Source organism: Acidobacteriota bacterium (assembly GCA_016703965.1).
Lineage (GTDB): Bacteria > Acidobacteriota > Blastocatellia > Pyrinomonadales > Pyrinomonadaceae > OLB17.
Genome location: JADJBB010000002.1, coordinates 527996 through 550867, shown reverse-complemented (window position 1 = coordinate 550867; position 22872 = coordinate 527996). Strand labels below are relative to the sequence as shown.

Sequence of the window (22872 nt, the reverse complement as noted above, 5' to 3'; positions counted from 1 at the left end):
TAACCCCTGTGTTTGAGGACCGCGGAGGCGATCCCTTTCGGGCGTTGGATGACATATTCATTCTCCTAAAAACTAAAGTATTCGTGATTCGAATCTGTTGTTGATTTCTTTCAGTACCGACAACGGAAATACAGCCCACGCAGGGCAATAATTGCTACACCGTTTTACTACAGTCTAAATTTAAATAAACTACTTTTCGGAACGAACTACACGGATTATACCCAATACACCCCTAATGTCAAGCGTATTTTCGGATACAGTTAAACTTTTTTTACATAACGGCGAACCGCTATATCTATTATAAAAAGTCAAATTAGTGTGTTTCTCCTATAGTATTTTACTTAAGCAATGCCCCGCTGTTACCGGCCGCCTGCTAGCTGCAGACGGACGTTGGCGGCATCCAGTTGTTCGCGGACAGCCTCAGTCTCGACAAGCGAGAGCGAAGCCGCCGCTGCAAAAGCCTTTTCCGCCTCGTCACGCGTTGTGCGGGCGGCATCGATATCGATCTCTTCAGCCGTCTCTGCCGAATCGGCAAGAACGGCGACCTTATTAGCGTTAACCTCGAGAAAACCGCCCGAGATCGCCAGTTTATCCGTCGCACCTTTTACCGTAAAGGAAAGGATGCCCGGCTTGATAGCGGAAACGAGCGGCGCGTGGCTCGGCAGAATGCCGACCTCACCCGACGCCGTTGGGACGGTGACGGAATCTACCTCGGCATCGAGGACGCGTTTTTCGGGGGTGACTATTTCTAATCTAAGCATGAACTTTGATTTTGGATCTTTGATCTTTGATCTTCGATCCTATTATTTCTCCCGCGTTGTTTTGCGGGCTGTTTCGTCTACCTTGCGTATGTACGCATTTAACTTTGGCGTTAGTTCGTTTATTAGTTCCGAAAAAACTTTCGTGTTCGCCTCGGTAAGGAGATCCCTTTGATGGGCCCGGCGGAGCCAGTGCCTTGTTTCATAGAGCGATCCCCTAGCCATTCTCAAAAACCTCCGGTTATCGGCTGGAGTCCCGCGACCACTGCCCTCGGATATATTTGCCCCAATACCGTCTGCCGATCGAATGATCTGTTTTCCGACCGTATCTTGAGCGATTCGCCCCCAACCCATTGCCATTTGCCAAATTGCATCGGCTAAAGATTCGGAGATCTTGTAGATATCAAGATTTTCAAAATTAGTCTTTTCCATTCTTTTGGAAAAATCTAAGATCAAAGGTCAAAAATCAAAGATCGATTCGTCTAGGCAGCGGCTGCCATCTTGGCGGCCTTTTCTCTGGCCTGCTCGATCGTGCCGACCATGTAGAAGGACTGCTCGGGCATATCGTCGCATTTACCTTCGAGGATCTCTTTGAAACCCTTGATGGTGTCTTCGATCTTAACGTATTCACCTTTCAAGCCGGTGAACTGTTCACCGACGAAGAACGGCTGCGAGAAGAAACGCTGGATCTTACGAGCACGGGCAACTGTTAATTTGTCATCTTCGCTGAGTTCGTCCAAACCAAGGATAGCGATGATGTCCTGCAGATCCTTGTAGCGTTGGAGGATCTTCTTAACAGACTGTGCCGTATCATAATGGTCGTCGCCGACGATCTGCGGATCAAGGATACGCGAGTTCGAAGCGAGCGGGTCGACCGCCGGGTAAATTCCAAGCTCAACGATCTGTCGCGACAGAGCCGTAACAGCATCGAGGTGAGCAAAGGTCGTCGCCGGTGCCGGATCGGTGTAATCGTCGGCCGGAACGTACACAGCCTGGATCGACGTGATAGCACCGGTCTTGGTCGAGGTGATGCGTTCCTGCATCTCGCCCATTTCCGAAGCCAGCGTCGGCTGATAGCCCACAGCGGACGGCATACGTCCGAGAAGTGCGGACACTTCTGAACCAGCCTGCGTAAATCTGAAAATGTTATCGACGAAGAAGAGAACGTCGTTCCCCTGATCGCGGAAATATTCAGCAACGGTCAAACCCGAGAGAGCAACACGGAGACGGGCTCCTGGAGGCTCGGTCATCTGACCATATACTAAGGACACCTTAGAGCCCTTGATCTCATTCTTATCAACGAGGGAAAGATCGAACTCGCCGGTCTTTTCCATATGCTCGTTAAATTTGTCGCCGTACTTGATAACTTTGGACTCGACCATTTCGCGGAGAAGGTCGTTGCCCTCACGGGTACGTTCACCAACACCGGCGAAAACCGAGAATCCGTCAGAACCGATAGCGACGTTATTGATCAGCTCCATGATGAGAACTGTCTTACCGACGCCGGCTCCGCCGAAGAGGCCGATCTTACCACCGCGAAGGAACGGCTGGACAAGGTCGATGACCTTGATGCCCGTTTCGAACATTTCGAGCGAGGTCGACTGTTCGTCAAATGACGGAGCGTGGCGATGGATCGAGGATTTCGTTTCCGAGCTAACCGGGCCGAGTTCGTCGACCGGATCGCCGATGACGTTCATAACGCGGCCGAGAGTTGCTCCGCCAACGGGAACCATGATCGGGCCGCCGAGGTCGATGACCTTCATGCCGCGGACCATACCATCGGTCGGCAGCATCGAGACCGCACGCACGCGGCCTTCGCCAAGGTGCTGCTGCACTTCGGCGACAACGTCGATCTTAGCCTCGACATCGAAGCCTTCGCTGGTGATGCGAAGCGCCTGATAGATCGGCGGTAAATAATTATCTGAAAATTCTACGTCAACGACAGGACCGATGATCTGTACAACCTTACCGATCTGTCCGTTACCATCTGTGGCCATTATTAAAAGTTGCTCCTAATATATAAAGGTAATAAGCGGACTTATTACAAAGGAGTAAGGATATCACAACGGAATCGAGCGGCGCAAAGGCTAGGGTCGACGTTTTCGATACTATTTTGCTCATTTATTACCGCAGCGATCTGTTGTATGATTTGAAAAATGACGCAAGTACTAAACAATGATCCCGTGACCCTCATCGAACACCCAATAATCCTTTGAAGAAACTAGAACTACCAACGCAGGGACTAAATACGCTTTTCGGCGTTCAGGACCAGAACATTAAATATCTTGAAACTCTGCTCGACGTTTCGATCGGGGCTCGTGGTAATGAGCTGCTCATCGACGGCGATGAACGAGATATCAAGACGGTCGAGCAGATCCTCACCGATTTTGGTGATCTGTTTGCCGATGGCAATACATTTACTGACAAAGAACTACGCGACGCCTTTAAGCAGATCGCTGAGGACGGGGCGTACACGCTGAAAGACCACTTTCTTAAGGCACGCTTCAATCCGGCCGGCAAAAAGGCAGTTGCCCCAAAAACTGCGAACCAGCGAAAGTACCTCGACGCGATCGCGGCGAACGATTTGGTTTTTGGCATTGGTGTGGCCGGAACTGGCAAAAGCTACCTCGCGGTGGCGATGGCGGTCGATGCCCTTTTCAAGAAACAGGTCAGCCGGATCATTCTGACGCGGCCGGCGGTCGAAGCCGGTGAACGGCTTGGGTTCCTGCCCGGCGATCTGCAGGAAAAGGTCGATCCTTATTTGAGGCCGCTTTACGACGCCCTTTTCGACCTTGTGGATGCGGAGAAAGTAACTAAAATGCTCGAAAAACGCATCATCGAGATCGCTCCGCTGGCTTTTATGCGAGGACGTACGCTGTCTGATGCGTTCATTATCCTGGACGAAGCCCAAAACACGACCAGCGAGCAGATGAAGATGTTCCTGACCCGCATCGGCTTTGGTTCAAAGGCTGTCGTTACCGGCGACAAGACGCAGATCGACCTTCCGCGCGGGCAAAAGTCCGGCATCAAGGAAGCTGAGACAGTCCTTGCGGACCTCGAAGGCATTGAATTTGTTTACTTTTCAGAAAAGGATGTCGTCAGGCACAAATTGGTACAGATGATCGTAAAAGCCTACGAGCAAAACTCCGAAGACAACGAACCCGGCGACCACTGACCTATGCCCGACGTCGTCAATCTACAACGAAAGATCAAGCTCGATCTCGCCCCAATTCGTGCATTCGTGGCGCGACTCTCGAAAACCGTCGCGGAATCGGAAAACTCGACTTTCACCGTCGCCTTCATCGGCGACGGTCGCATGAAGCAGCTCAACGAGCTCTTTCGCAGCAAAGCCACCACCACCGACGTCCTCTCATTCCCCCACGAACCCGATAACTTTGGTGGAAGTACCGACTTTAGTCACCAACCGGCTGAAGGCGTGACTCCAAGCCCGGTTTTCCTCGGCGATGTAGTAATTTCTGCCGAACAAGCCGCAAAACAGGCCCTTGAGAACGACCTCACGCTCGAGGGCGAGTTCAAACAACTTATTCTCCACGGCCTGCTCCACCTCTGCGGCTATGATCACGAAACCGACAACGGTGAAATGAACGCCCGCGAAATCGAATTACGGGAATTGCTGGAAATCTGACCTCAGAGAGCACGAACTCGCGAATCCTATCGTTTTCCGCGAACGTTTCTAAACATCCCTCTAACGCACTGAACCGTTCGCCTTCCGATCATTTGCGGAGAGCATCCAATTTTATACAAACATCCTCATTTCTTGGGTCGCTATCATCTGCCGATTATTTGCCTTTTATAGAGATAGTAGCTGATGGACAAAACCGTAAAGGCAATCGCACCGAAAACCGCTCCGACCATCAAAACCCACGGAGTTGCCATTCTCCGCTCGATCACAAAGATCAAGATCGCAATACCTCCCAAAATGATCGGCATCCCTAAACAACCGCCGAGACAGCCGATAGTTTGCCTTCGCTTAAAGGTTGCCGGATTCCTCAGATATTCAAAAATGATGCCCACGCGTCTTAGTTCTCCAAGCCATTTTGAAAAATTGCCGCGAGTCGTGCCGCTTGTTTGGAAAGTTGTCGGCGAATCTGATCCGCCGACTTGCTCCCGACGTCAATCATTTTCTTTCCCTCCAGAATTTGAATCGGATTTCCCGAAGCAAAATACAGCCTTTTTTCGGTTTCATTTTTCTCAAAATAGAAGATCAAATTTCTTTTCTCATCAAAAAGAAACTCAGAGGTCTCAGTCATTGCCGAACGATTGGTCGTGGTCAAAATTTTCAGCAAACGATTCGGATAGGGATCTTTTTCGCGGTCGCCAAATGTATAATAAAATTTGACGATCGATCTATAGATCCCGACTGCCGGATACGAACCATTGTTCTTATTGACAACGACCTCCATCAAAAACGTGTTTGAGGTGTCGCCGTTTTCGTCGCATTCGGCGACCCTTTTATTTACATCCTGATAGATCTTGCGGATCTCTTCGATACGTTTATTCGTTTGGGAAAACACGTTTGCGAAGCATCCGAAGCCAAGTGCCAACATCACGATAGTAAATATTTGCAGCGGTCTGTAGTTTTTAGGCGATATACTCATAGTTTTCTTGCTCACTTCTTGACCGGGATCTTAGCGGTAAAATTACCCTTGACGCTTTTATCGCCGTCGGTCAGGTTTATTTCGCCGCTGACCGAATCAGCTGAAACTGACGTAATTACTACTTCGCCTGTCGTTTTGGCGATCTCAAAAGAATTTGAAGATTCCTTTCCATTAGCGAAATAGGCGACATTCACATAATCAACCTTGTCGAATTTTTCCGCTTTGGTCGTAAAAGTTCCGGTTTTGAATCCGGTCTTTTCGTCCGTTCCTTCTTGTCCGACGAGCTGAAGCGAAACTCTGATCTGGTCAGCCGCGGTCACAGCTTTTCCCATCGAATTCATGCCCGCACTTGTATCAATGTCATAATTACCAAGCACGATGTAGTTTGACGATGCTTTACTGACCTTTGATTGGGCGTCGGTAAAGGTCTTAACGGTATTGTAAGTTCCGCTCGATCTCACACTCACCGGCATCGTTTTGCCGCCTGCCTTGACTTCAATTTTCGATTCGGTCAATGCTCCGCCGCATGCAGCCAACAATATCCAAACCACAAGAATACTTATCAAGTTGATGTTTCTCATCGCATTTCCCTCCGTTATTACTGTTGGCAGACTACTTCGATCTTTTGCATACCGTTTTCATGCAGCTTTAAGCAGCCTTGCTGACACTGGTCGATGTATCTGCGAAGTTTCTCATTATCCATAGCTGCCCATTTTTTCTCCTTCAGCGATATTTTTTCTTGGTTGAAGTCAATAGGAACCTTTTTCGCTTCAGGTGTTTTGATAAATTCCTGATACAGGCGGTCGTAACCCTGGTCGCCTTCTATGCAGTAACTGCTGCACGCATTTTGTCGGGCCTGGGCTTCGACCCGGTCTTCTCCCTTAAGGTCTGTTGTAACCTCGCTTGCCGACCCCTGAAATGTTTTTCCATCAACGGTTAATTTGCCGACACAAGTTTTACCCGACCCTCCGCCGCAGCCAAAAACCAAGCCGAGAAGCATCGAGGATACGAACGCAGCTGATGCAAAATTCTTGTTCAATTTATTTCGGATCATTACATTTCCTCCTTTCGCGTTCCGCGAAAACCGCTATTTCAAGATATCTCCGAATGGAATTGCCTGTTCTGTCGGATCGCCGTCAAATTTGACGAAAATCCGCCCTATCTTGGCATCGACTCTGGAAACGGTCGCATCTTTGAATGTGTTGTATTTTGCTGCTTTTACGTGGTCACCTTCTTTCACATTCGGGACGACAGGAACGGCTTTGCACGACGATTTCGGGTACACTTTTAGTTTGCCCACAGATTCAAGTACCAGGACCTTGTCGCCGGCCACGCGGATCACGATGGCTTTGGTCATGTTCGCACCATCCTGGACGGCGACGGTTGTTCCCGCATCCCATTCCTTAAGCTTGAAGAATGAATCCGGCACGATCTTTTCATCCATTTTGCCGATGGTCGTGACGTTATCGCGGGATTTGGCGGGATTGTCGTAGTCAATGTCGAGATAGCGGACGATCGGTGAGATCGGATCTTTGTCGTCAACCACATATGCCCGGTTCATTCCCGAACCGGTTTGCCACCAAGTTAAGATGACATCGCCCTTCTTTGCTTTCTGTCCCGGGGGGATCGCTACGATGTAGGCATTTGGAACACGTCGGCGTTCGGACATAAATTGGACATCTGAGAATTCCTTCTCCGGCGCAGCCATTTTTTGCACGTACCAAATGAAACTGGTTGTCTCAACGCCTTTTTCGGCAGCATCTTTTAGCCAGTTGTATGACGGGACGAGAACGTAGTCGCCAGCTTTGGCGGTAGTTTCTACCACCGGAAAACCGGCGATCGGAAACTTGACCGGTTCATCGGTGTCCGCCGCGGTGCTCTGAAAACTCGGCGGTTTAGCTTCTGAGAGTTTTGGTTCGCCCGGCGGTGTCGGGGCCGGTGAAATATTAGCCGCAGCGTTGTCCGCCGCGGGCTTCGTATTATTGGCCGGCGGCGGAACATTGCCACAAGCCGAGATCAACAAAAAGCTTGTCAGAATCAGTATTATTTCTTTCATGTTCACTCCTTATTTTCGCCGTGTTAATTCGTTCTTGTCCGGCGAAATGTCAAAGGTCGGGTGCTTTGATCCGACTCGTTTGACGTAGATCTTGTAATCCTCTTCGCCCATTATCCAAATATCCCTGCCTTCGTAAGCGATCGGATTATCTTCCGCTTTCAGATCTTTGATCGGTGCCTGCCAGCTTGACCAGCTTTCTCGCCAGATCCTGTTTGACGGCGCAAAGAGTCTCTGCAAAGCTGTCGTTCCACAGGCAGCAAGGTCATTTTTATTCAGCGTCTGGGCGGACGTAAATTTCATGTGGGCAACGGCTATATATTTTATATCGGCCGGATTTAGATAGAGTTCGAGATTGCTGCCGGATATTTTGTAGATCGCATATCCGGGATAATCTGCTGCCAGATTCCTATCCTCTTCTGGCGAAAGATTGAGGATCAAACCGACATCGCACATCTTTCTATAGACCAACCCCGGCTGAGTCGACACGCCGCCGTCGATCGTTTTCTTAAAAATATCCCGAACGCCTGGTGGTGAATCTTCTCCCAGCAAACAAGCGGAAATTTCCGCCATCGGGATCACTTTGCGTTCTGCCATCGCTTTTGGCGCGAAAAACCACCAGCCCTTGTACTGCTGGCCGAAGCAGATCGAACTCGCTCCAACGGCAATAAGCAAAATCATCAAAATCCTAGTTTTCTTGATCTTCATTTTTTCACCTCTTTGTAACGGAATTTCCGATCGGTCTCATGGTGAAACCAGAGCTAAGCAAATGGGTTTCTCCGATCTGAAAAGGCGCAAGACCTATGCCGCAGTTCGATTTAGGCTTGATCTGAGAATGGGTAACAGTTTGCGGCGGGCGATCGTCATTTCGGCAGGATAGACTTTTCTCCTGTGAACTATTTCACGATCGTTCGCGAGTTTCTTCGCGCGGGAGAGCCTCGCCGTATCCCGAGTCTTGATCATTCCTGTTACTTTGGCATACGCGAATGGTAATACGAAAGGGCTGTTCTATTGGCAGATCTGTGGTTAAATATGAGAATGAATGACACTAAAAAGACCGCAGATCCATGCATTATGGTGATCTTTGGTGCTACCGGAGATCTGACCAAGCGAAAACTCTTTCCTGCACTTTACAACCTGGCTAAAGACGATTTTCTTCCCCATTCGTTTGCGATCATTGGCGTCGGGCGACAAGAGCTCACGACGGAAGAATTCCGGGCTCAGATCATCGAACATCTTCGAGAGTTCATCCCAAAAGGAGCTGATGAAAAGGCGATCGACTGGTTTGCCGAAAGAACGTATTACACCGGCGGGGATTTTGATGATGATAAAAAGCTGTTCTCCGATCTCAAATCACTGATGGACCAAGTAACTGCCGAGCGACAGATACCTGAAAACTATTTTTACTACATGGCGACGCCGCCCACTCTCTTTGCGAACGTCACCCAGAAGATCGTCAAGAATGGGCTTGGCAAAGAGGAGAATGGGAACTGGCGGCGTTTTATTTACGAGAAACCCTTCGGCAATGACCTGCGATCGGCTGAAAAATTGAACGCCGATCTGCTCAAACTTATTAAGGAAAGGCAGATATACCGCATCGACCATTACCTCGGCAAGGAGACGGTTCAAAACATACTTGTCTTTCGCTTCGGCAACAGTATTTTTGAGCCGATCTGGAACCGCAACTATATCGATCATGTTCAGATAACGGTTGCCGAAAAGCTTGGCGTCGAGCTTCGGGGCGGATATTACGACTCGGCGGGAGCGTTGCGCGATATGATCCCGAATCATATCCTGCAGCTCGTCACTCTCACTGCCATGGAACCGCCGGTTTCCTTCGAGGCGGACGCCGTGCGGGATGAGCAGGCAAAGATCCTTACGGCGATCCAGCCGTTCTCGCCTGAGGATGTTCTGCATTCGACTGTCCGGGGCCAATATGGTGAAGGTAAGATCGATGGAAAGGCAGCGGCGGCTTATCGTGACGAACCAAATGTCGCCCCCGCATCCAACACGGAGACCTTTGCGGCTCTGAAGCTCTCGGTCGACAACTGGCGTTGGGCCGACGTGCCGTTCTACATTCGAACCGGAAAGCGTATGGCTGCCCGGCATTCCAGTATCGTTATTCAATTCAAGAAAGCCCCGTTCATGCTGTTTCGCGGCACTCCAGTCGAAAAGCTGACCACCAACCGCATTGTCATCCACATCCAGCCCGACGAAGGAATCACTCTCCACTTCGGAGCTAAGATCCCGGGACCGATCGTTAATATGGGGGCGGTGGATATGGATTTCAACTACCTCGACCACTTCGGCGATCAGGTCAGCACGGGTTATGAACGCCTGCTTTTCGATTGTATGATCGGCGATGCCACACTCTTTCAGCGGGCTGACATGGTCGAGGCCGGCTGGCGGATCGTTTCGCCCGTGCAGGACGTTTGGAGTGCTTTGCCGGCTCGCAGTTTTCCCAACTACGAATCCGGGAGCTGGGGCCCGAAAGAGTCCGATCAACTGCTGGAGCGAGACGGGCGGTCGTGGAAAAATCTCACCGATTGAGCTCGTTCTTTAAAGTTCAGATCTTGTAAAAACACCTGTCGCTAATTTGGCACTTTCAAAAGTGTGAATCGTTTCACACTTTTGTGAAACAGCCGTATTTATTGGCCTACAGAGTGTGAATCGGGCTGATTGGTCGTAGGAATTCACCTTACTGCCGGCGGAAAACAGTCCAATTGGTAGAGTAATTCGGCAGATAGGTCAAACGTTTTTGGGGGGAGAATTGTTTGACCAATCCTGGTGCGTGCAGAACCGAAAAGAGAGATCGAAGTTTGTTAAAAAACAGGCTGCCTGGAATTGTTTCCGGGCAGCCTTTTTCAGGTTGAGGAGGGGACCGGATCTACTCCAGTCCGACAAAGTCAACGTCAGTAATGGCGTTGATAAGGGAAATCATCCGTGACGCGAAACGATAGCGCTTCGAGCTTACTCCAACAGTGTAGGAGCGGTTGGCTTCGACGGCATCGAAGGTGTAGAGGCCGAATGAACCGGTGGTGACCGTTCTGCGGATGCCGGTTTGGTCGGTCAATGAGACCACCGCACCCCTCACGCCCTGGCCGTTCGAGTTAGTGACGCGGCCTGAGATGGTGACATCGGCGGCCGCGTCGGAGATAGTGACGAAGCCGGTTTCGTACCTCGTCGGCAGCAGGGCTCCGTCGATGTTGGAAACGCTGCTGAACGTGGCTGCGTTCGAGAACGTGATCGGGTAGTTTCCGTTCGCTATCCCATCGGCGACCTTTAACCTTACTCGCAGCAGCCGCCTCGTGCCCATCGTCTGCACAATGGTCGAATCAAGCAGCACCCCGAGCCTTCCCTGTTCGGTTTGGCTTGTGTTCAGGCCCATGTTTGTCCCGACTGTTGCGTCTTCGCCGAGTTGGGGGAATTCGTATCGAAGAACCGCCGGATCCCAGTTCGCAGTAAAGCTCTGGGAAGCCTCATCGCCCTGCGAATCCATTTCGAACAAAACCGTCACTGCTCGCCCCGCACTCGATGTCATCCCAACCACACGCAGCACACGTGATTCTCCCGCCGCTGCCACTGCCACTGCCGCTGATCCGTCCCCTTCTCCCGCTGCCACCGCCTGGCCAGTCGGTCCGCAGGCTGGTTTGAGCATCAGTTCGCCGAGGTTGTAGCGGCGAATGACGGTCACGTCACCGGCATCTATCTGGCCGTTGCCGCAGCCGCTGTTGGCATCGAGATTGACGTCCGCTGCCTGGAATTGTACTCCTGCGACCGGACCCGGTATCAGCCCGAGCTGCATCTGGCGGATGACATTCACATCATTTGCCAGAACAAACCCGTCTCCGGTCGTTCCCGAACCATCTGCGTCAACGACATCACCTTCGACACGGCCCTGCGGGGTCGGGGTCGGCGTTGGGGTGCCCGACGGGTTCGGGTCGTCGTTGAATATCACGCCGATGCCGTCCGATTTGACGAGGATGATGTTCGCTCCGCCGGTGACGGTCAAATTTGTCAGTTTAACGAAGAACGATTCGTTCGGCTCGAACACGGTATCGCCGATGACCGGCACGGTTATACGCTGTAGATTCTCGGTATCGGCGTTAAAGGTCAGACTGCCTGATACCGCCTGATAATCGCTGCCCGCCGTCGCGGTGATGTCTACTGTCGAGTAATCAAGCCGAACCTGCGACCCCAAAGGCGGCTCCGAAGAGATCGCGACCTCGAACACAAACCCTGTCACGCCTGAATTCCCCTCGCTCCCCGTCATATCCGTGATAGAGATCGTCCGCACCACAGGCGTCGGAGTTGCCGTCGGCGTTGGATTTGGCGTCGGCGTCGGCGTCGGCGTCGGAGTTGGAGTTGGAGTTGGAGTTGGCGTCGGCGTCGGCGTCGGCGTTGGTGTCGGCGTCGGCGTAGCCGTCGGCGTCGGCGTCGGAGTTGGAGTTGGAGTCGGTGTTGGCGTCGGTGTCGGCGTAGGCGTCGGCGTCGGCGTCGGCGTCGGCGTCGGAGTAACCGTTGGCGTCGGCGTCGGCGTCGGCGTCGGAGTAACCGTTGGCGTCGGGGTCGGAGCAATTCCGGTTTGCCCCTCGAATGCACCAATGTCAGAGCCATTGCCTCCGGAGTCATTTGAGATCGCCGGATCGTCAAAGGGACGGACGAGGCCGCGTTGGTCGGTTATGATCGCGAGCGAAGAGATCGGGTCAACCGCCGCCGCACCTTTGTCGATCGCCGGGCTGCCCGTGAGCAGTGCCATCGTCTGGGTCGACCCACCATTGTTTGCCAGCGGCCCAAGCAGCGGATTGATCGGCGAACCATTCGTCCCGATCTGGTCGGCGGTTCCGGGCGACGGCGTGATCGTCGCGTCTCTGCTATTGCCGATCAGGTTCCAGCCTTGTGAGGTGAGGATGTTAATAAAGTCTGGGCCGAGGCCAGTCGGAGATACGGTGTTACCAGCAATTATAGTGTTCTTTGCATTCACGGTGCTGTTGGCCATGAAATTGTTAACGCCCCCTCCCTCGCCCGTGCCGAGACCGCCGCCAACGCAGCTGCCGCCATTATCTAAATTATTTCCACCCACGGCCGAATTTCCACTGATAGTGCTGTACGTGAGAGTCAATTGGCCGCTATTGAGAATACCGCCACCCGAGCTTTGAATGCTGCAACCAGCGCCGCCTACGCCCGTGTAATTAGGACCTAAGGCTGAATTGCCAACGATCGTGCTGTTTGTAAAATTTGTCGTACCACCGTTCGATATTCCGCCACCAGATCCACCAGACGCGATCCACAAAGTTGCGCTGGTACCCAATATGAAGTTGCCGCCACCAGCGGAATTGCCGGCTAACGTGCTTTTTACAACATTCACGATGCCGGGGCTGATATTGGAAATTCCACCGCCAGAAGCTCCTATTGAGAATGCAGTGCCTCCCCCTCCACCCGGGCCAGGGGGCGTACGAGTATCGCCCTTTGAGGCCGAGTTGCCCGAGAAAGTGCTGCTTGTGATATTTATGGTCCCACCGTTATTGAGAATTCCACCGCCAGATGCACCTCCTCCCAACGCCTTATTGAGATTGTTGACAGTTGTTGACGCTGTGCCACCGCGGGCTGAGTTGTTTAATACTGTGCAGTTTATCAAGTTCACGGTTCCTGTTGTCTGGTTGTAGACACCGCCGCCGTTGCCCTCACCACCGAAAACATTAACGACGCCGATGTCGGGATTATTGTTTCCCCCCGTGGCCGAGTTGCCAGAGAGGGTGCTGTTTGTAATCGTCACCGTCCCGGTGCTTCGGTTATAAATGCCCCCACCGTTACCGATGCCGCCATTCGCGCCACTCCCGCTCGCCTGACCATCGCCGCCAATCGCCGCATTACCAGAAAGGATACTGTCGGTAATGCTGAGTGTACCCGCACTGTCGTTGAGAATCCCACCACCGAAGCCATTCGCCCCAAGGGCCATTGCATCGGCTCCGCGATGCCGGCCATTCGCGATGGTCAGGCCGGAGATGGTGACGTTTAGGTTGCCGGTTCCGATGTTGAATATGCGCGATGCGTTGTTGCCGCTTACTATGAGAACGCTCGAGCCCGGGCCAGTAATTGTCACACTATCGGTGATCGAGAGTTCGCCCGTTGTCAGCGTAATCGTCCCGGTCACACCGCCCGCGAAAGTGATCGTCTGTTCACCAGCCGTCGAGTTAGAACAAATAACTGCCGAGCGCAAACTGCCCGTTCCGCTGTCACTCGTATTCGTTACAACAAATCCACATGCCGGTGGCGTTGGAGTAGGCGTCGGAGTAGGCGTCGGGGTTGGTGTCGGGATCAGACTGAGCCCACCCCATGTGGGTATTAGATCGGAACCCGGATCGGTCGTGAGCCTGACCTGGTTGGAGCCATCGAGATTCATCACGAAGAGATCCTGGTTGCTGTTACGGAATGTCGAAAAGACTATCCTATCGCCCTCCGGGCTGAATGATGGCCCCTGGTCGGACGCCGCATTATTCGAAACATTCGTCTGGTTTGAACCGTCTGTGTTCATTATGAAGATCTCGTACGTGAAATTTGGGCCCGCACGGTCCGAGGTGAAAGCGATCTTGCTGCCGTCCGGGCTGAAATCGGGTTCGAAATCGATCCTGGCATCGTTCGTGAGGCGAACCTGATTTGTTCCATCGGCATTCATCGAGTAGATCTCCGAATTGCCGTCGCGCTGCGACGTGAAGACGATCTTCGTTCCGTCCGGACTGAATGACGGATCGCCGTCTCCTGCCGCGTTATTGGTCAGCCTCAACAGGTTCGTCCCGTCGGGATTCATCGTGTAGATCTCGTCATTTCCATCCCGGCGGGTGCAGAACACGATCTTACTGCGATCGCCGTTGAAAGACGGCGCATTGTCGTTCTGCGCATCATTCGTGAGCCGGACAGTGCCGGATCCATCGGCATTCATCGAATAGATCTCATTATTTCCGTCTCGATTGGAAAGAAAAGCGATCTTCGCCCCATCCCGGCTGAACGCGGGCTGCGAATCGAAGAAGCTATTGTTCGTCAAACGAGCTTCGTTGCTGCCGTTGGGATCGACCGAATATATCTCGACGTTGTTTGTGTTAGCGTCGATCGATCGCACGAACGCAATGCGTTGAGCCCCGGGCACAGGTGTCGGTGTTGGTGTTGGTGTTGGCGTCGGCGTTGGTGTTGGCGTCGGCGTCGGTGTTGGTGTCGGTGTCGGCGTCACTGCACCGTCACAAACCGTTCGATAAAGGTGATCTTGAATGACTGCGTTACCGGCTGGGTTTACGCCGCCGGTACTCCAGATCTCGCCACCCGAACGTCCGGTGCTAAAGAAGCCCGCCTGATTTGCCTGGCGCGGGGATGGTAGATTCGAAGGCGAAGCAACCCACGTTCCGGCGGGCCAGGCGCTGGTCTCAAGTTCGTCCACCTTATCCGATGGATTAAACCCGACGCCCGAAAGATCACCACCGATCGCTACAAGCCTCGTTCCAACGGCCGCCAGCGCAAAATCAGCCCGTTGGGGCGTAAACGCCGGGCCCGTACTCCAGGTGTTCGTGGCCATATCGAGCCTCATGCTGACGGACGAGTTTACCGATGTAGCCGTGAAACCACCGATCAAATAAAGGTATTGACCAATTTGAGTATAACCGCCAAGACGATACGGAGATGGAGCGGCCGGTCCAGAGCTCCACGAGTTGCCGGCGATATTATAGATCGAGACCACATTTGTAGGGTCACCCGGAGTCATGCCTAAGTCGCCCCCTACAAAGTAAACACTGCCATTGTATGCCCCGGCGGCTGAACCGGAACTAGTATAGCCGGGCCTGTTCGAGGGCGAACTCCACGTATCAGTCAATACATCGTAAACACGTAAGAAAGTACTTGCATTCCCCCCCACTGCTCCGTCCGCAACGTAGATTTTGTTGTTGTAGAAGGCCGCAGGCATACCAGACGTGGCGACCGGGTAATTGGCGAGAGACGTCCACACGTTCGTCGATGCGTTATACCGCCGAACGGCGTTTGTCTGAGCAATTGGGTTGGTATAACCCGCGATCACATACATGTCCTCCCCGTTCTGGGCAAAGGCGTATTGCCCAACCGCGGCCGGTGATTGGGCCGCAGCATTCCATGAGACAGGCGAACAGGCCGGGGTTGGAGTCGGTGTCGTCATTGTACAAGTGCCGAGACGCACCGAGACGTTACTTCCACTATTGTTCGCCGTCACAAAATCCGCTTTACTGTCTCCATTGAAATCCCCGACAGCTATCCACCTGGGATCCGTTCCTACTGCCACTTCAGGTGAAGGCGGTGAGGTAAAGCCTCCCGCACCGTTACCCAAGCGAAACGACACAGTGCTTCCACCATTGTTGGCAGTAACAAAGTCTTGTTTGCCGTCGTTATTGAAATCTGCGATCGCCACTGAGCGAGGATTAGAGTCAACAGATATTTCAGGCACGGCAGGCGACGTAAATGCTCCCGCTCCGCTTCCCAAACGGATCGAGATCGTGTCACCGCTGCCATTCACCACAGCCAGATCCGGATTCGAGTCGCCGTTGAATTCACCGACAGCAACGAATGATGTGAATGAGCCGACCGTGATTTCCGGTATGGCCGGCGAAGTGAATCCACCGGTACCGTTCCCCAAACGGATCGAGACCGTGCCCGAGGTTCGATTTGTGGCAACGAAATCCAGATTGCTGTCGCCGTTAAAGTTTCCCACTGCGACCGATGAAGGTGCGGTTCCAACTGTGATCTCCGGAACCGCCGGCGATGTAAAACCTCCCGCCCCGTCCCCAAGACGGATCGAGACGTTGTTGGAACTTAGGTTGGCCGTGGCGAAATCCAGTTTCAGGTCGCCGTTGAAATCGCCTACAGCTATCGAAAATGGGGTGCTGGTGCCACTGGAACCGACCGGAACATTAGGAACCGCCGTAAACCCGCCTGCACCGTTCCCTAGCCGGATCGAGACGTTATCCGGACCTGCACTAGCATTGGCCGTAACAAAATCCAGATTGCTATCGCCATTAAAATCTCCGGTTGCGATCGCTTGGGGAACACCAGAGATCGTTACTTCCGGAACGGCGGGCGAGGTAAATCCACCGGCTCCGTCACCCAAGCGGATCGAAACATTTCCGCCCGTGTTGGTAGCCGCGAAATCCTGTTTTAGGTCTCCATTAAAATCTCCGACGGCAACGGCTAACGGCTGGGCTCCAACCCCAACTTCAGGCACCGCCGGTGAAGTAAATCCAGGCGTTCCAGCACATGCTACTATTGGCATCGCCGCAGCAGCTACCAATTCCGAAGGAGTTTCTGTCTGCTCCGTCATCGTACTCTCAGCGTAAGCAAAACGCATTGAGAAGAACTGTTGCGCCGCAATGGCGATCGAAAACACGAAAAGCGTTACTATAGCTATTCTGATACGAGTCGATTGACGTGACATGATGGTCTCCTTTTGTTCCCCCGAGCAGGCAGATTTTTCCTTTCAACCTATAGGGCGGAAAATCAGAGCAAAAGCGCCAACCGGCGGCGGAAAAAATTTTTGTTTTCTCCGGGATGTTCGTATAATGAGAGCCAAATATTGAATGCCCGCGATGAAGACGACCGACGAAGTAACAAAATTACTAAATGAGTTTGGGGCTGGCAACGAATCATCGCCGGACAAACTCCTCGCCATCGTCTACGATGACCTTCGACGCCTGGCTGGTTCTTATATGCAAAACGAGCGCGGCGATCATACACTGCAGGCGACTGCTCTCGTGCATGAGGCATACATGCGGTTAGTAGATTGGAAGAATGTCTCGTGGCAGAGCCGAGCCCAGTTTTTCTCGGTCGCGGCCGGGGTGATGCGCAAGGTTTTGATCGATCATGCCCGCGCTCGCCGGGCAAATAAGCGAGCTGGGCATAAGCTGGTATTGGATGATGCGATCAGCATACCGGAACAGCGGCCGATCGATCTTATCGCCCTCGACGAAGCCTTGCAAAGCCTGGAAAAGATCGATCCGCGGCAGGCGAAGATCGTCGAAATGCGTTTTTTCGGAGGCCTTTCTATCGAAGAAACCGCCTATATTCTAAAGGTCAGCGAATCAACCGTCAGGCGCGACTGGACATTTGCAAAAGCCTGGTTCCAGCGAGAACTCAAGTCGTGACGAACGATAATGTGTTTGAGTGAAACAACCGGATTGGGAAAATATTAAGGACATTTTTTCGGAAACGCTCGAGATCGCTCCGCAGGAGCGTGACGGGTTTTTGCGGGAACGCTGTAACGGCGATGAAGCTCTTTACCGTGAGGTGCGTTCGCTGCTCGATGCATCCGACGAGCCTGAAAATCTCATCGAAGAAAACTCGATCGACCTCGCCTCGAAGATCCTGGACACGGAATCCGATTATTCCGAGCGGCACTTCGGTAACTACCGGATCATCCGCGAGATAGGCAGCGGTGGAATGGGCACGGTGTTTCTTGCCGAGCGGGATGACGGCGAGTTTTCGATGCAGGTTGCACTGAAGATCGTCCGACAATCGATCGCGGGTTCTGAGGTCATTAACCGGTTCAGGCAGGAACGTCAGATCCTCGCGGGACTACACCACCCCAATATCGCCGTTATGCATGACGGCGGGCTAAGCGACAAGGGCGAACCGTTTCTCGCGATGGAGTATGTCGATGGCGACGAATTTATCGAATACTGCGAAAATAACGATCTGACCATCCCCGAAAAATTGAGACTTTTCCTAAAGATCTGCTCCGCCGTCGCGTACGCTCACCGCAATTTGGTCGTTCACCGCGATATCAAACCGTCAAACATCATTCTGACATCTGAAGGTGAGCCGAAGCTTCTGGATTTTGGCCTGGCAAAGATCTTTCATGAAGACCAAAAACAGACACAAACGGCCCTCCGCGCCTTTACTCCCGCGTACGCCTCACCGGAACAGATCATTGGCGGAAAAGTGTCGACAGCGTCGGATCAATACTCGCTTGGAGTAGTGCTTTTCGAGTTGCTGACCGGCTCGAAGCCGTTCGATTTTGAAGGGAAAACCGTCGACGAGATATTGCTGTCGCTCCAGTCTAGCGAGGCTCGCTCGCCTTCATCTGTAATTTCAAGATCTAACGGCCATGTGAAAAACCGCCTCTCTCGCGATCTCGACAACATTACCCTAAAGGCTCTCCGCAAGGAACCCGAACGACGTTATGGATCGGTCGAGGCATTAGCAGAAGACATCGAGCGCTATCTCGACGGGCGTCCCGTAACGGCCCGCCCAAACACATTTGCATACCTTGCGTCGAGGTTCGTCAGAAGGAATAAAACGACGGTCATTGCGGCGGTATTTGTCGTTTTAGCCGTTTTTACAGGACTTGGCATCGCTCTGTGGCAGGCAGCCATCGCCCGAGCCGAACGTGACCGGGCCGAGCGACGCTTTCAGGAGGTACGCCAGTTATCAACGTCGCTGCTATTCGAGATAGCTCCAAAGATCGAGCGGCTTTCGGGTTCAATTGATGCTCGTGAAACACTGGTCCTCCGCGCCCTCGATTATCTTGATAAACTTGCGGCCGAAAGCCGAAATGACGAAAGCCTCGAGAGCGAACTTGCGAGAGCGTATCAAAAAGTCGGTGACCTACAGGGAAATCCGAGCAAGCCAAATCTTAGTAACTTTGCTGGAGCAATTGAAAGCTACTTGAAATCAAAGGCGATCATCGATGCTCTCCCGCCCACAGCCGAGCATCGTTTGATGCTCGCGTCAACAATGAAAGAACTGGCACGCATCCGCTTCGCTCAGGGTGAGTTTCAAAAGTCAGCCGAAGATTCGCAAACCGCCCTCAATGTGTTCAAAACTCTGGCAGATGAAACACCCGGGGATCTTGCGGTCAAAAAGTCCTATGTCGAAGCCCAGATCGATGACGCCCATCGCTTGGCGATCAATAACCAGTACGATCTGGCGATCCCGAGATATCGTACGGCACTTATAGAACTCGATCAACTCGACCCGGCCGACGGCGATGTTCAAAGGCTGACCGCTATGGTAACGGCTTATCTCGCCAATGCACTATCCTGGGATGGTCAACAGTTAGAGGCAGAGGCTGAAAACGCAAAAGCGGTTGGGGCAGCGGAGATACTTCGCTCAAGATATCCCTCAAACCCCAACATCCAGAAAACCGTTTTTTTAGTGTACTCTTTGGCCGGCAGCAATTTTGAGAGCATCAAGAACGACGTGTCCCTCAAGTATGCTAAGACTGCTCTGGAAATCGCTCGTACCTCCGTCGAGATCGACCCTTCCGATACGCAGGCGCGGCAAAATCTTGGCCGGGCCCTGTCGCGATACGGAGTGACCCTGGCCCTCGTTAAAAGAGCATCCGAAGCAGTCAATTATCTTCGCCAGGCAGAGGAGACCATACTAGAGCTGATCGGCCGAGAACCCAGGAATACCGTATATCAGGATGATCTGGCAACGCTTTACACGCGATTGGGAGACCTGGAGAAGACTCGAGATGACCTGCCGGCCGCTCTCGCTGCATACACGCGGTCAGCCGATATCTTCGGCAAAATGGCGACAAGCGATCAAGCAAACCTGGTCGCCCTGCGAGACTGGGCACAAGCGATGAAAAGTGTCGGCGTCACGGAGGCAAAGCTTGGACAAAATGAGCATGCCAAGCGAAGTCTGGCTGCTGCAATAGAAGCGGTCGCCAGGCTAAAGAGCCAGAACGCACTCGGAAAATGGGATGAAAAGATCTTCAGCGAAATGCAGCCGATCCTGGACAAATTGAGCAGGGAAAGGAGTTCGCATTAATTTAACGGATAAGCCTGTTTGAGGAAGCCGCAAAACAACGTAAAATCAATAGAAGATGGAAATCGAAATAGTCATAGCAGTGATTATTTTGCTCGCTTTGGTTCTTCTCGCGACCGTGGACATGGCATTCTCGCGCCTTTCTGATGTCAGCCTCCGCCGGCTCGCCTCCGATGTCGAAGAAAACGATAACAGAACCTCTGAGATGCTGCGGGAAATGCTGGAAAACCGGCCGCGCTATCGATTCGCACTTTCCGCGACCATCCAGATATTGCTTATCGTTTATTCCGTGATCCTGACTCTGCTTTTGCTGAGGTTTGTCGATGACCGGACCCGCCTTTTGCTTGCCGCTTTGGTGATCGGGTTAGGCTCAACCGTGGTCTTTCGACAGATAGTTCCCCGCATCGTTGTCGCGAGCAATCCTGACAAGCGGCTGCTCTTTTTTCTACCGATCGTTGGGCCGCTCTTTTCGCTGGTTTCCAAGCTCGCGGCACCGTTCGATGCCAGGATGACCGCAAAGGAACGCCTGAAAATGGAACTTACGGCAGCTCCCGACTCCTCAGACGACAGGACAGAGGACAGTGCGGATGATTTCCAGGCCCTAATGGAAGTTGGCGAAGCCGAAGGGATCATCGAAGAAAAGGAACGCGAGATGATCGAGACGCTGGTCGAATTCTCGGACACCCGAGTAGGCGAGATAATGACGCCACGCACTGAAATATGCGCTCTGCCGGTCAAATCAACGGTTAAGGATGCGCGGGACCTGATCGTTGAGGAAAAGTATTCGCGTCTGCCGGTTTATCGCGACAGCATCGACAATATCGAGGGCATGATCTACGTCCGCGATCTGATGCAGGCGTGGGCGGAGGGAAAGGAAGATAAACCGGTCAGCACGATCCTACGCGACGCTTTCTTTATCCCGGAAACAAAAACGGCGTCAGAACTTCTTAAAGACATGCAGCTCAATCATGTGCAGGTCGCCATCGTTATCGACGAATATGGCGGCGTCGCCGGATTGATCACCGTCGAAGACATTCTCGAAGAGATCGTCGGCGAGATCGAAGACGAAGACACCGAGCAGGAAGAGATCATCGAGATCGTCGAAGGCGAAGATGGCTATTGGGACGTTATCGGTTCTACCGAGATCTTCAAGATCGAACGCATCTTCGACGCCGATCTCGAGGACGAAGATTACACCACCATCGCCGGTATGGTAACGAGCGAGGCCGGTTATGTCCCCAAAGAAGGCGAAAAACTTGAGCTTCGCGGGCTGGCGGTTGAGATACTGCGAGCCGACGAGAAAAGGATCCATTTGCTCCGGTTGCGTCGAGCCGAACCCGAAAGTGAAGAGCAGGCAGAATCGGAGGATTAAATCTCTCGTAGATCATTTGCTACAATCGCAGTAACGAAATTTTCATTGGAGGCTTTAATATGTCGATCAGATTAGGGGACACAGCGCCCGATTTTTCAGCAGAAACAACCCAGGGACAGATCAATTTCCACGAATGGCTCGGCGATAGCTGGGGCGTTCTGTTTTCGCATCCTAAGGATTACACGCCGGTTTGCACCACCGAACTCGGCATGGCTGCGAAGCTCAAGCCGGAATTCGACAAACGCAACGTCAAGGTCATTGGCCTGAGCGTCGATCCGCTCGATTCGCACGTTGGCTGGGAAAAAGACATCGAGGAAACACAGGGAACGGCCGTCAATTTCCCAATGATCGCCGACAGCGACCGAAAGGTCTCTGACCTTTACGAAATGATCCACCCGAACGCGAATGATACCTTCACTGTTCGCTCCGTCTTCGTCATCGGGCCGGACAAAAGGTCAAACTAACACTGACGTATCCGGCAAGCACCGGCCGCAATTTTGACGAGATTTTGCGTGTGATCGATTCGCTCCAGCTCACTGCAAAATACAGCGTCGCGACACCCGTAAACTGGAAGGATGGTGACGATTGCATTATCGTTCCGTCGATTTCGAACGAAGACGCGAAGGCCAAATTCCCTGCCGGCTGGAACGAGATCAAACCATATCTCCGCGTAACGCCGCAGCCAAATAAGGCTTAGGTATTGAGGTGTTTTTATGGCGATGTCTGAAAAACAGGCTACTGAGTGGGAGCAAAAGATTAGGCACGGAAAGGCCGTGTTCATCGTTCAAAAAGCTCTGATCTTCTTTGTTCTTTTCACGGGGGCGAAGGTGCTCGTAGAGTATGTATTCGAACGACGCCCTCCAATTTTTTATGGTTCAGCATAGTGTTTACTTTGTTCCTGAGCATCCTTATGGGATCTGTAGCATGGTGGTCTGGTAATGGCCAATACCAAAGCTATTTGCTCGAACAAAAGATCAAAAAGGGCTTGTAGGAATAACCATCTTGATGAAGAAAATGTCCAGAAAGCAGTTTCTCCGTTGGGAAAAGCTGCGGATGAAAGGAAAAAACCATGTCGTGCTTAGGTCGGCAGTTATTTCCGCCGTTTTCTTTTTCGTATTGCTGAATCTGGCGAGTTGGTTGTGGTACGGCTTCTCGCTGCCATCCACATTTCTATTGGCCTATCCGGCATTAGGGCTCGCGGTGGGAACATTGTACTGGTGGCTGAATGAGGAGCGATTCGAAGAATTTCTTTTCGAAAAAAAGGCCCGGGCGGTATCGAAACGTTAGTTGATT

General features: G+C 52.4%; 17 protein-coding genes and 1 pseudogene. 8 read left to right on the top strand and 10 right to left on the bottom strand.

The window, feature by feature from the left end; translation table 11 throughout:
• Positions 1-359: 359 nt before the first annotated feature.
• From IPG22_02565 to atpD, 3 genes are read right to left on the bottom strand one after another with little or no spacing between them, the layout of a single operon-like run.
• A complete protein-coding gene (locus tag IPG22_02565; protein ID MBK6587191.1) occupies positions 360-761 on the bottom strand; it encodes a F0F1 ATP synthase subunit epsilon in 402 nt (133 codons plus the stop codon).
• Positions 762-803: 42 nt separating this feature from the next.
• Positions 804-1190 (bottom strand): four helix bundle protein, encoded by a 387-nt coding sequence (locus IPG22_02560; GenBank protein MBK6587190.1) that lies wholly within the window; start codon positions 1188-1190, stop codon positions 804-806.
• A gap of 50 nt (positions 1191-1240) precedes the next feature.
• A complete protein-coding gene (gene atpD, locus IPG22_02555; GenBank protein ID MBK6587189.1) occupies positions 1241-2755 on the bottom strand; it encodes a F0F1 ATP synthase subunit beta in 1515 nt (504 codons plus the stop codon).
• Between the two features lie 215 nt (positions 2756-2970).
• Here atpD and IPG22_02550 point away from each other — a divergent pair, with 215 nt between their 5' ends.
• Together IPG22_02550 and ybeY are read left to right on the top strand one after the other, a co-directional pair.
• Complete coding sequence (locus IPG22_02550; GenBank protein MBK6587188.1) at positions 2971-3933, top strand: PhoH family protein; 963 nt, start codon at positions 2971-2973, stop codon at positions 3931-3933.
• Positions 3934-3936: 3 nt separating this feature from the next.
• Positions 3937-4404 (top strand): rRNA maturation RNase YbeY, encoded by a 468-nt coding sequence (gene ybeY / locus IPG22_02545; protein MBK6587187.1) that lies wholly within the window; start codon positions 3937-3939, stop codon positions 4402-4404.
• Positions 4405-4547: 143 nt separating this feature from the next.
• Here ybeY and IPG22_02540 read toward each other — a convergent pair whose 3' ends face one another.
• From IPG22_02540 to IPG22_02515, 6 genes are read right to left on the bottom strand one after another with little or no spacing between them, the layout of a single operon-like run.
• A complete protein-coding gene (locus IPG22_02540) occupies positions 4548-4793 on the bottom strand; it encodes a hypothetical protein (GenBank protein ID MBK6587186.1) in 246 nt (81 codons plus the stop codon).
• 5 nt (positions 4794-4798) lie between these two features.
• A complete protein-coding gene (locus IPG22_02535; GenBank protein MBK6587185.1) occupies positions 4799-5377 on the bottom strand; it encodes a hypothetical protein in 579 nt (192 codons plus the stop codon).
• 11 nt (positions 5378-5388) lie between these two features.
• The gene (locus IPG22_02530) at positions 5389-5958 is read right to left on the bottom strand and encodes a hypothetical protein (GenBank protein MBK6587184.1); all 570 of its coding nucleotides are present in this window, start codon (positions 5956-5958) and stop codon (positions 5389-5391) included.
• Positions 5959-5975: 17 nt separating this feature from the next.
• Entirely contained in the window at positions 5976-6416 is a 441-nt protein-coding gene (locus IPG22_02525; GenBank protein MBK6587183.1) for a hypothetical protein, read from the bottom strand.
• 48 nt (positions 6417-6464) lie between these two features.
• Positions 6465-7433: a hypothetical protein gene (locus tag IPG22_02520; protein ID MBK6587182.1), complete on the bottom strand. Its 969-nt coding sequence runs from the start codon at positions 7431-7433 to the stop codon at positions 6465-6467.
• Positions 7434-7442: 9 nt separating this feature from the next.
• Complete coding sequence (locus tag IPG22_02515; protein MBK6587181.1) at positions 7443-8138, bottom strand: hypothetical protein; 696 nt, start codon at positions 8136-8138, stop codon at positions 7443-7445.
• 330 nt (positions 8139-8468) lie between these two features.
• Here IPG22_02515 and zwf point away from each other — a divergent pair, with 330 nt between their 5' ends.
• Positions 8469-9980, top strand: coding sequence for a glucose-6-phosphate dehydrogenase (gene zwf / locus IPG22_02510; GenBank protein ID MBK6587180.1), 1512 nt, complete (start codon positions 8469-8471; stop codon positions 9978-9980).
• Positions 9981-10317: 337 nt separating this feature from the next.
• On the opposite strand, the gene IPG22_02505 is transcribed toward zwf, so the two are convergent.
• Positions 10318-16872, bottom strand: coding sequence for a VCBS repeat-containing protein (locus IPG22_02505; protein MBK6587179.1), 6555 nt, complete (start codon positions 16870-16872; stop codon positions 10318-10320).
• A 142-nt stretch (positions 16873-17014) separates the two neighbouring features.
• Here IPG22_02505 and IPG22_02500 point away from each other — a divergent pair, with 142 nt between their 5' ends.
• The 5 genes and pseudogenes from IPG22_02500 to IPG22_02480 all read left to right on the top strand — a co-directional run bounded on the left by IPG22_02500 (position 17015) and on the right by IPG22_02480 (position 22866).
• A complete protein-coding gene (locus tag IPG22_02500; protein MBK6587178.1) occupies positions 17015-17578 on the top strand; it encodes a sigma-70 family RNA polymerase sigma factor in 564 nt (187 codons plus the stop codon).
• A 19-nt stretch (positions 17579-17597) separates the two neighbouring features.
• The gene (locus IPG22_02495; protein ID MBK6587177.1) at positions 17598-20210 is read left to right on the top strand and encodes a protein kinase; all 2613 of its coding nucleotides are present in this window, start codon (positions 17598-17600) and stop codon (positions 20208-20210) included.
• Positions 20211-20265: 55 nt separating this feature from the next.
• The gene (locus IPG22_02490) at positions 20266-21579 is read left to right on the top strand and encodes an HlyC/CorC family transporter (protein MBK6587176.1); all 1314 of its coding nucleotides are present in this window, start codon (positions 20266-20268) and stop codon (positions 21577-21579) included.
• Between the two features lie 59 nt (positions 21580-21638).
• A pseudogene (locus IPG22_02485) lies at positions 21639-22276 on the top strand (peroxiredoxin).
• A gap of 317 nt (positions 22277-22593) precedes the next feature.
• The gene (locus IPG22_02480) at positions 22594-22866 is read left to right on the top strand and encodes a hypothetical protein (protein ID MBK6587175.1); all 273 of its coding nucleotides are present in this window, start codon (positions 22594-22596) and stop codon (positions 22864-22866) included.
• The last annotated feature ends 6 nt before the right edge of the window (positions 22867-22872 follow it).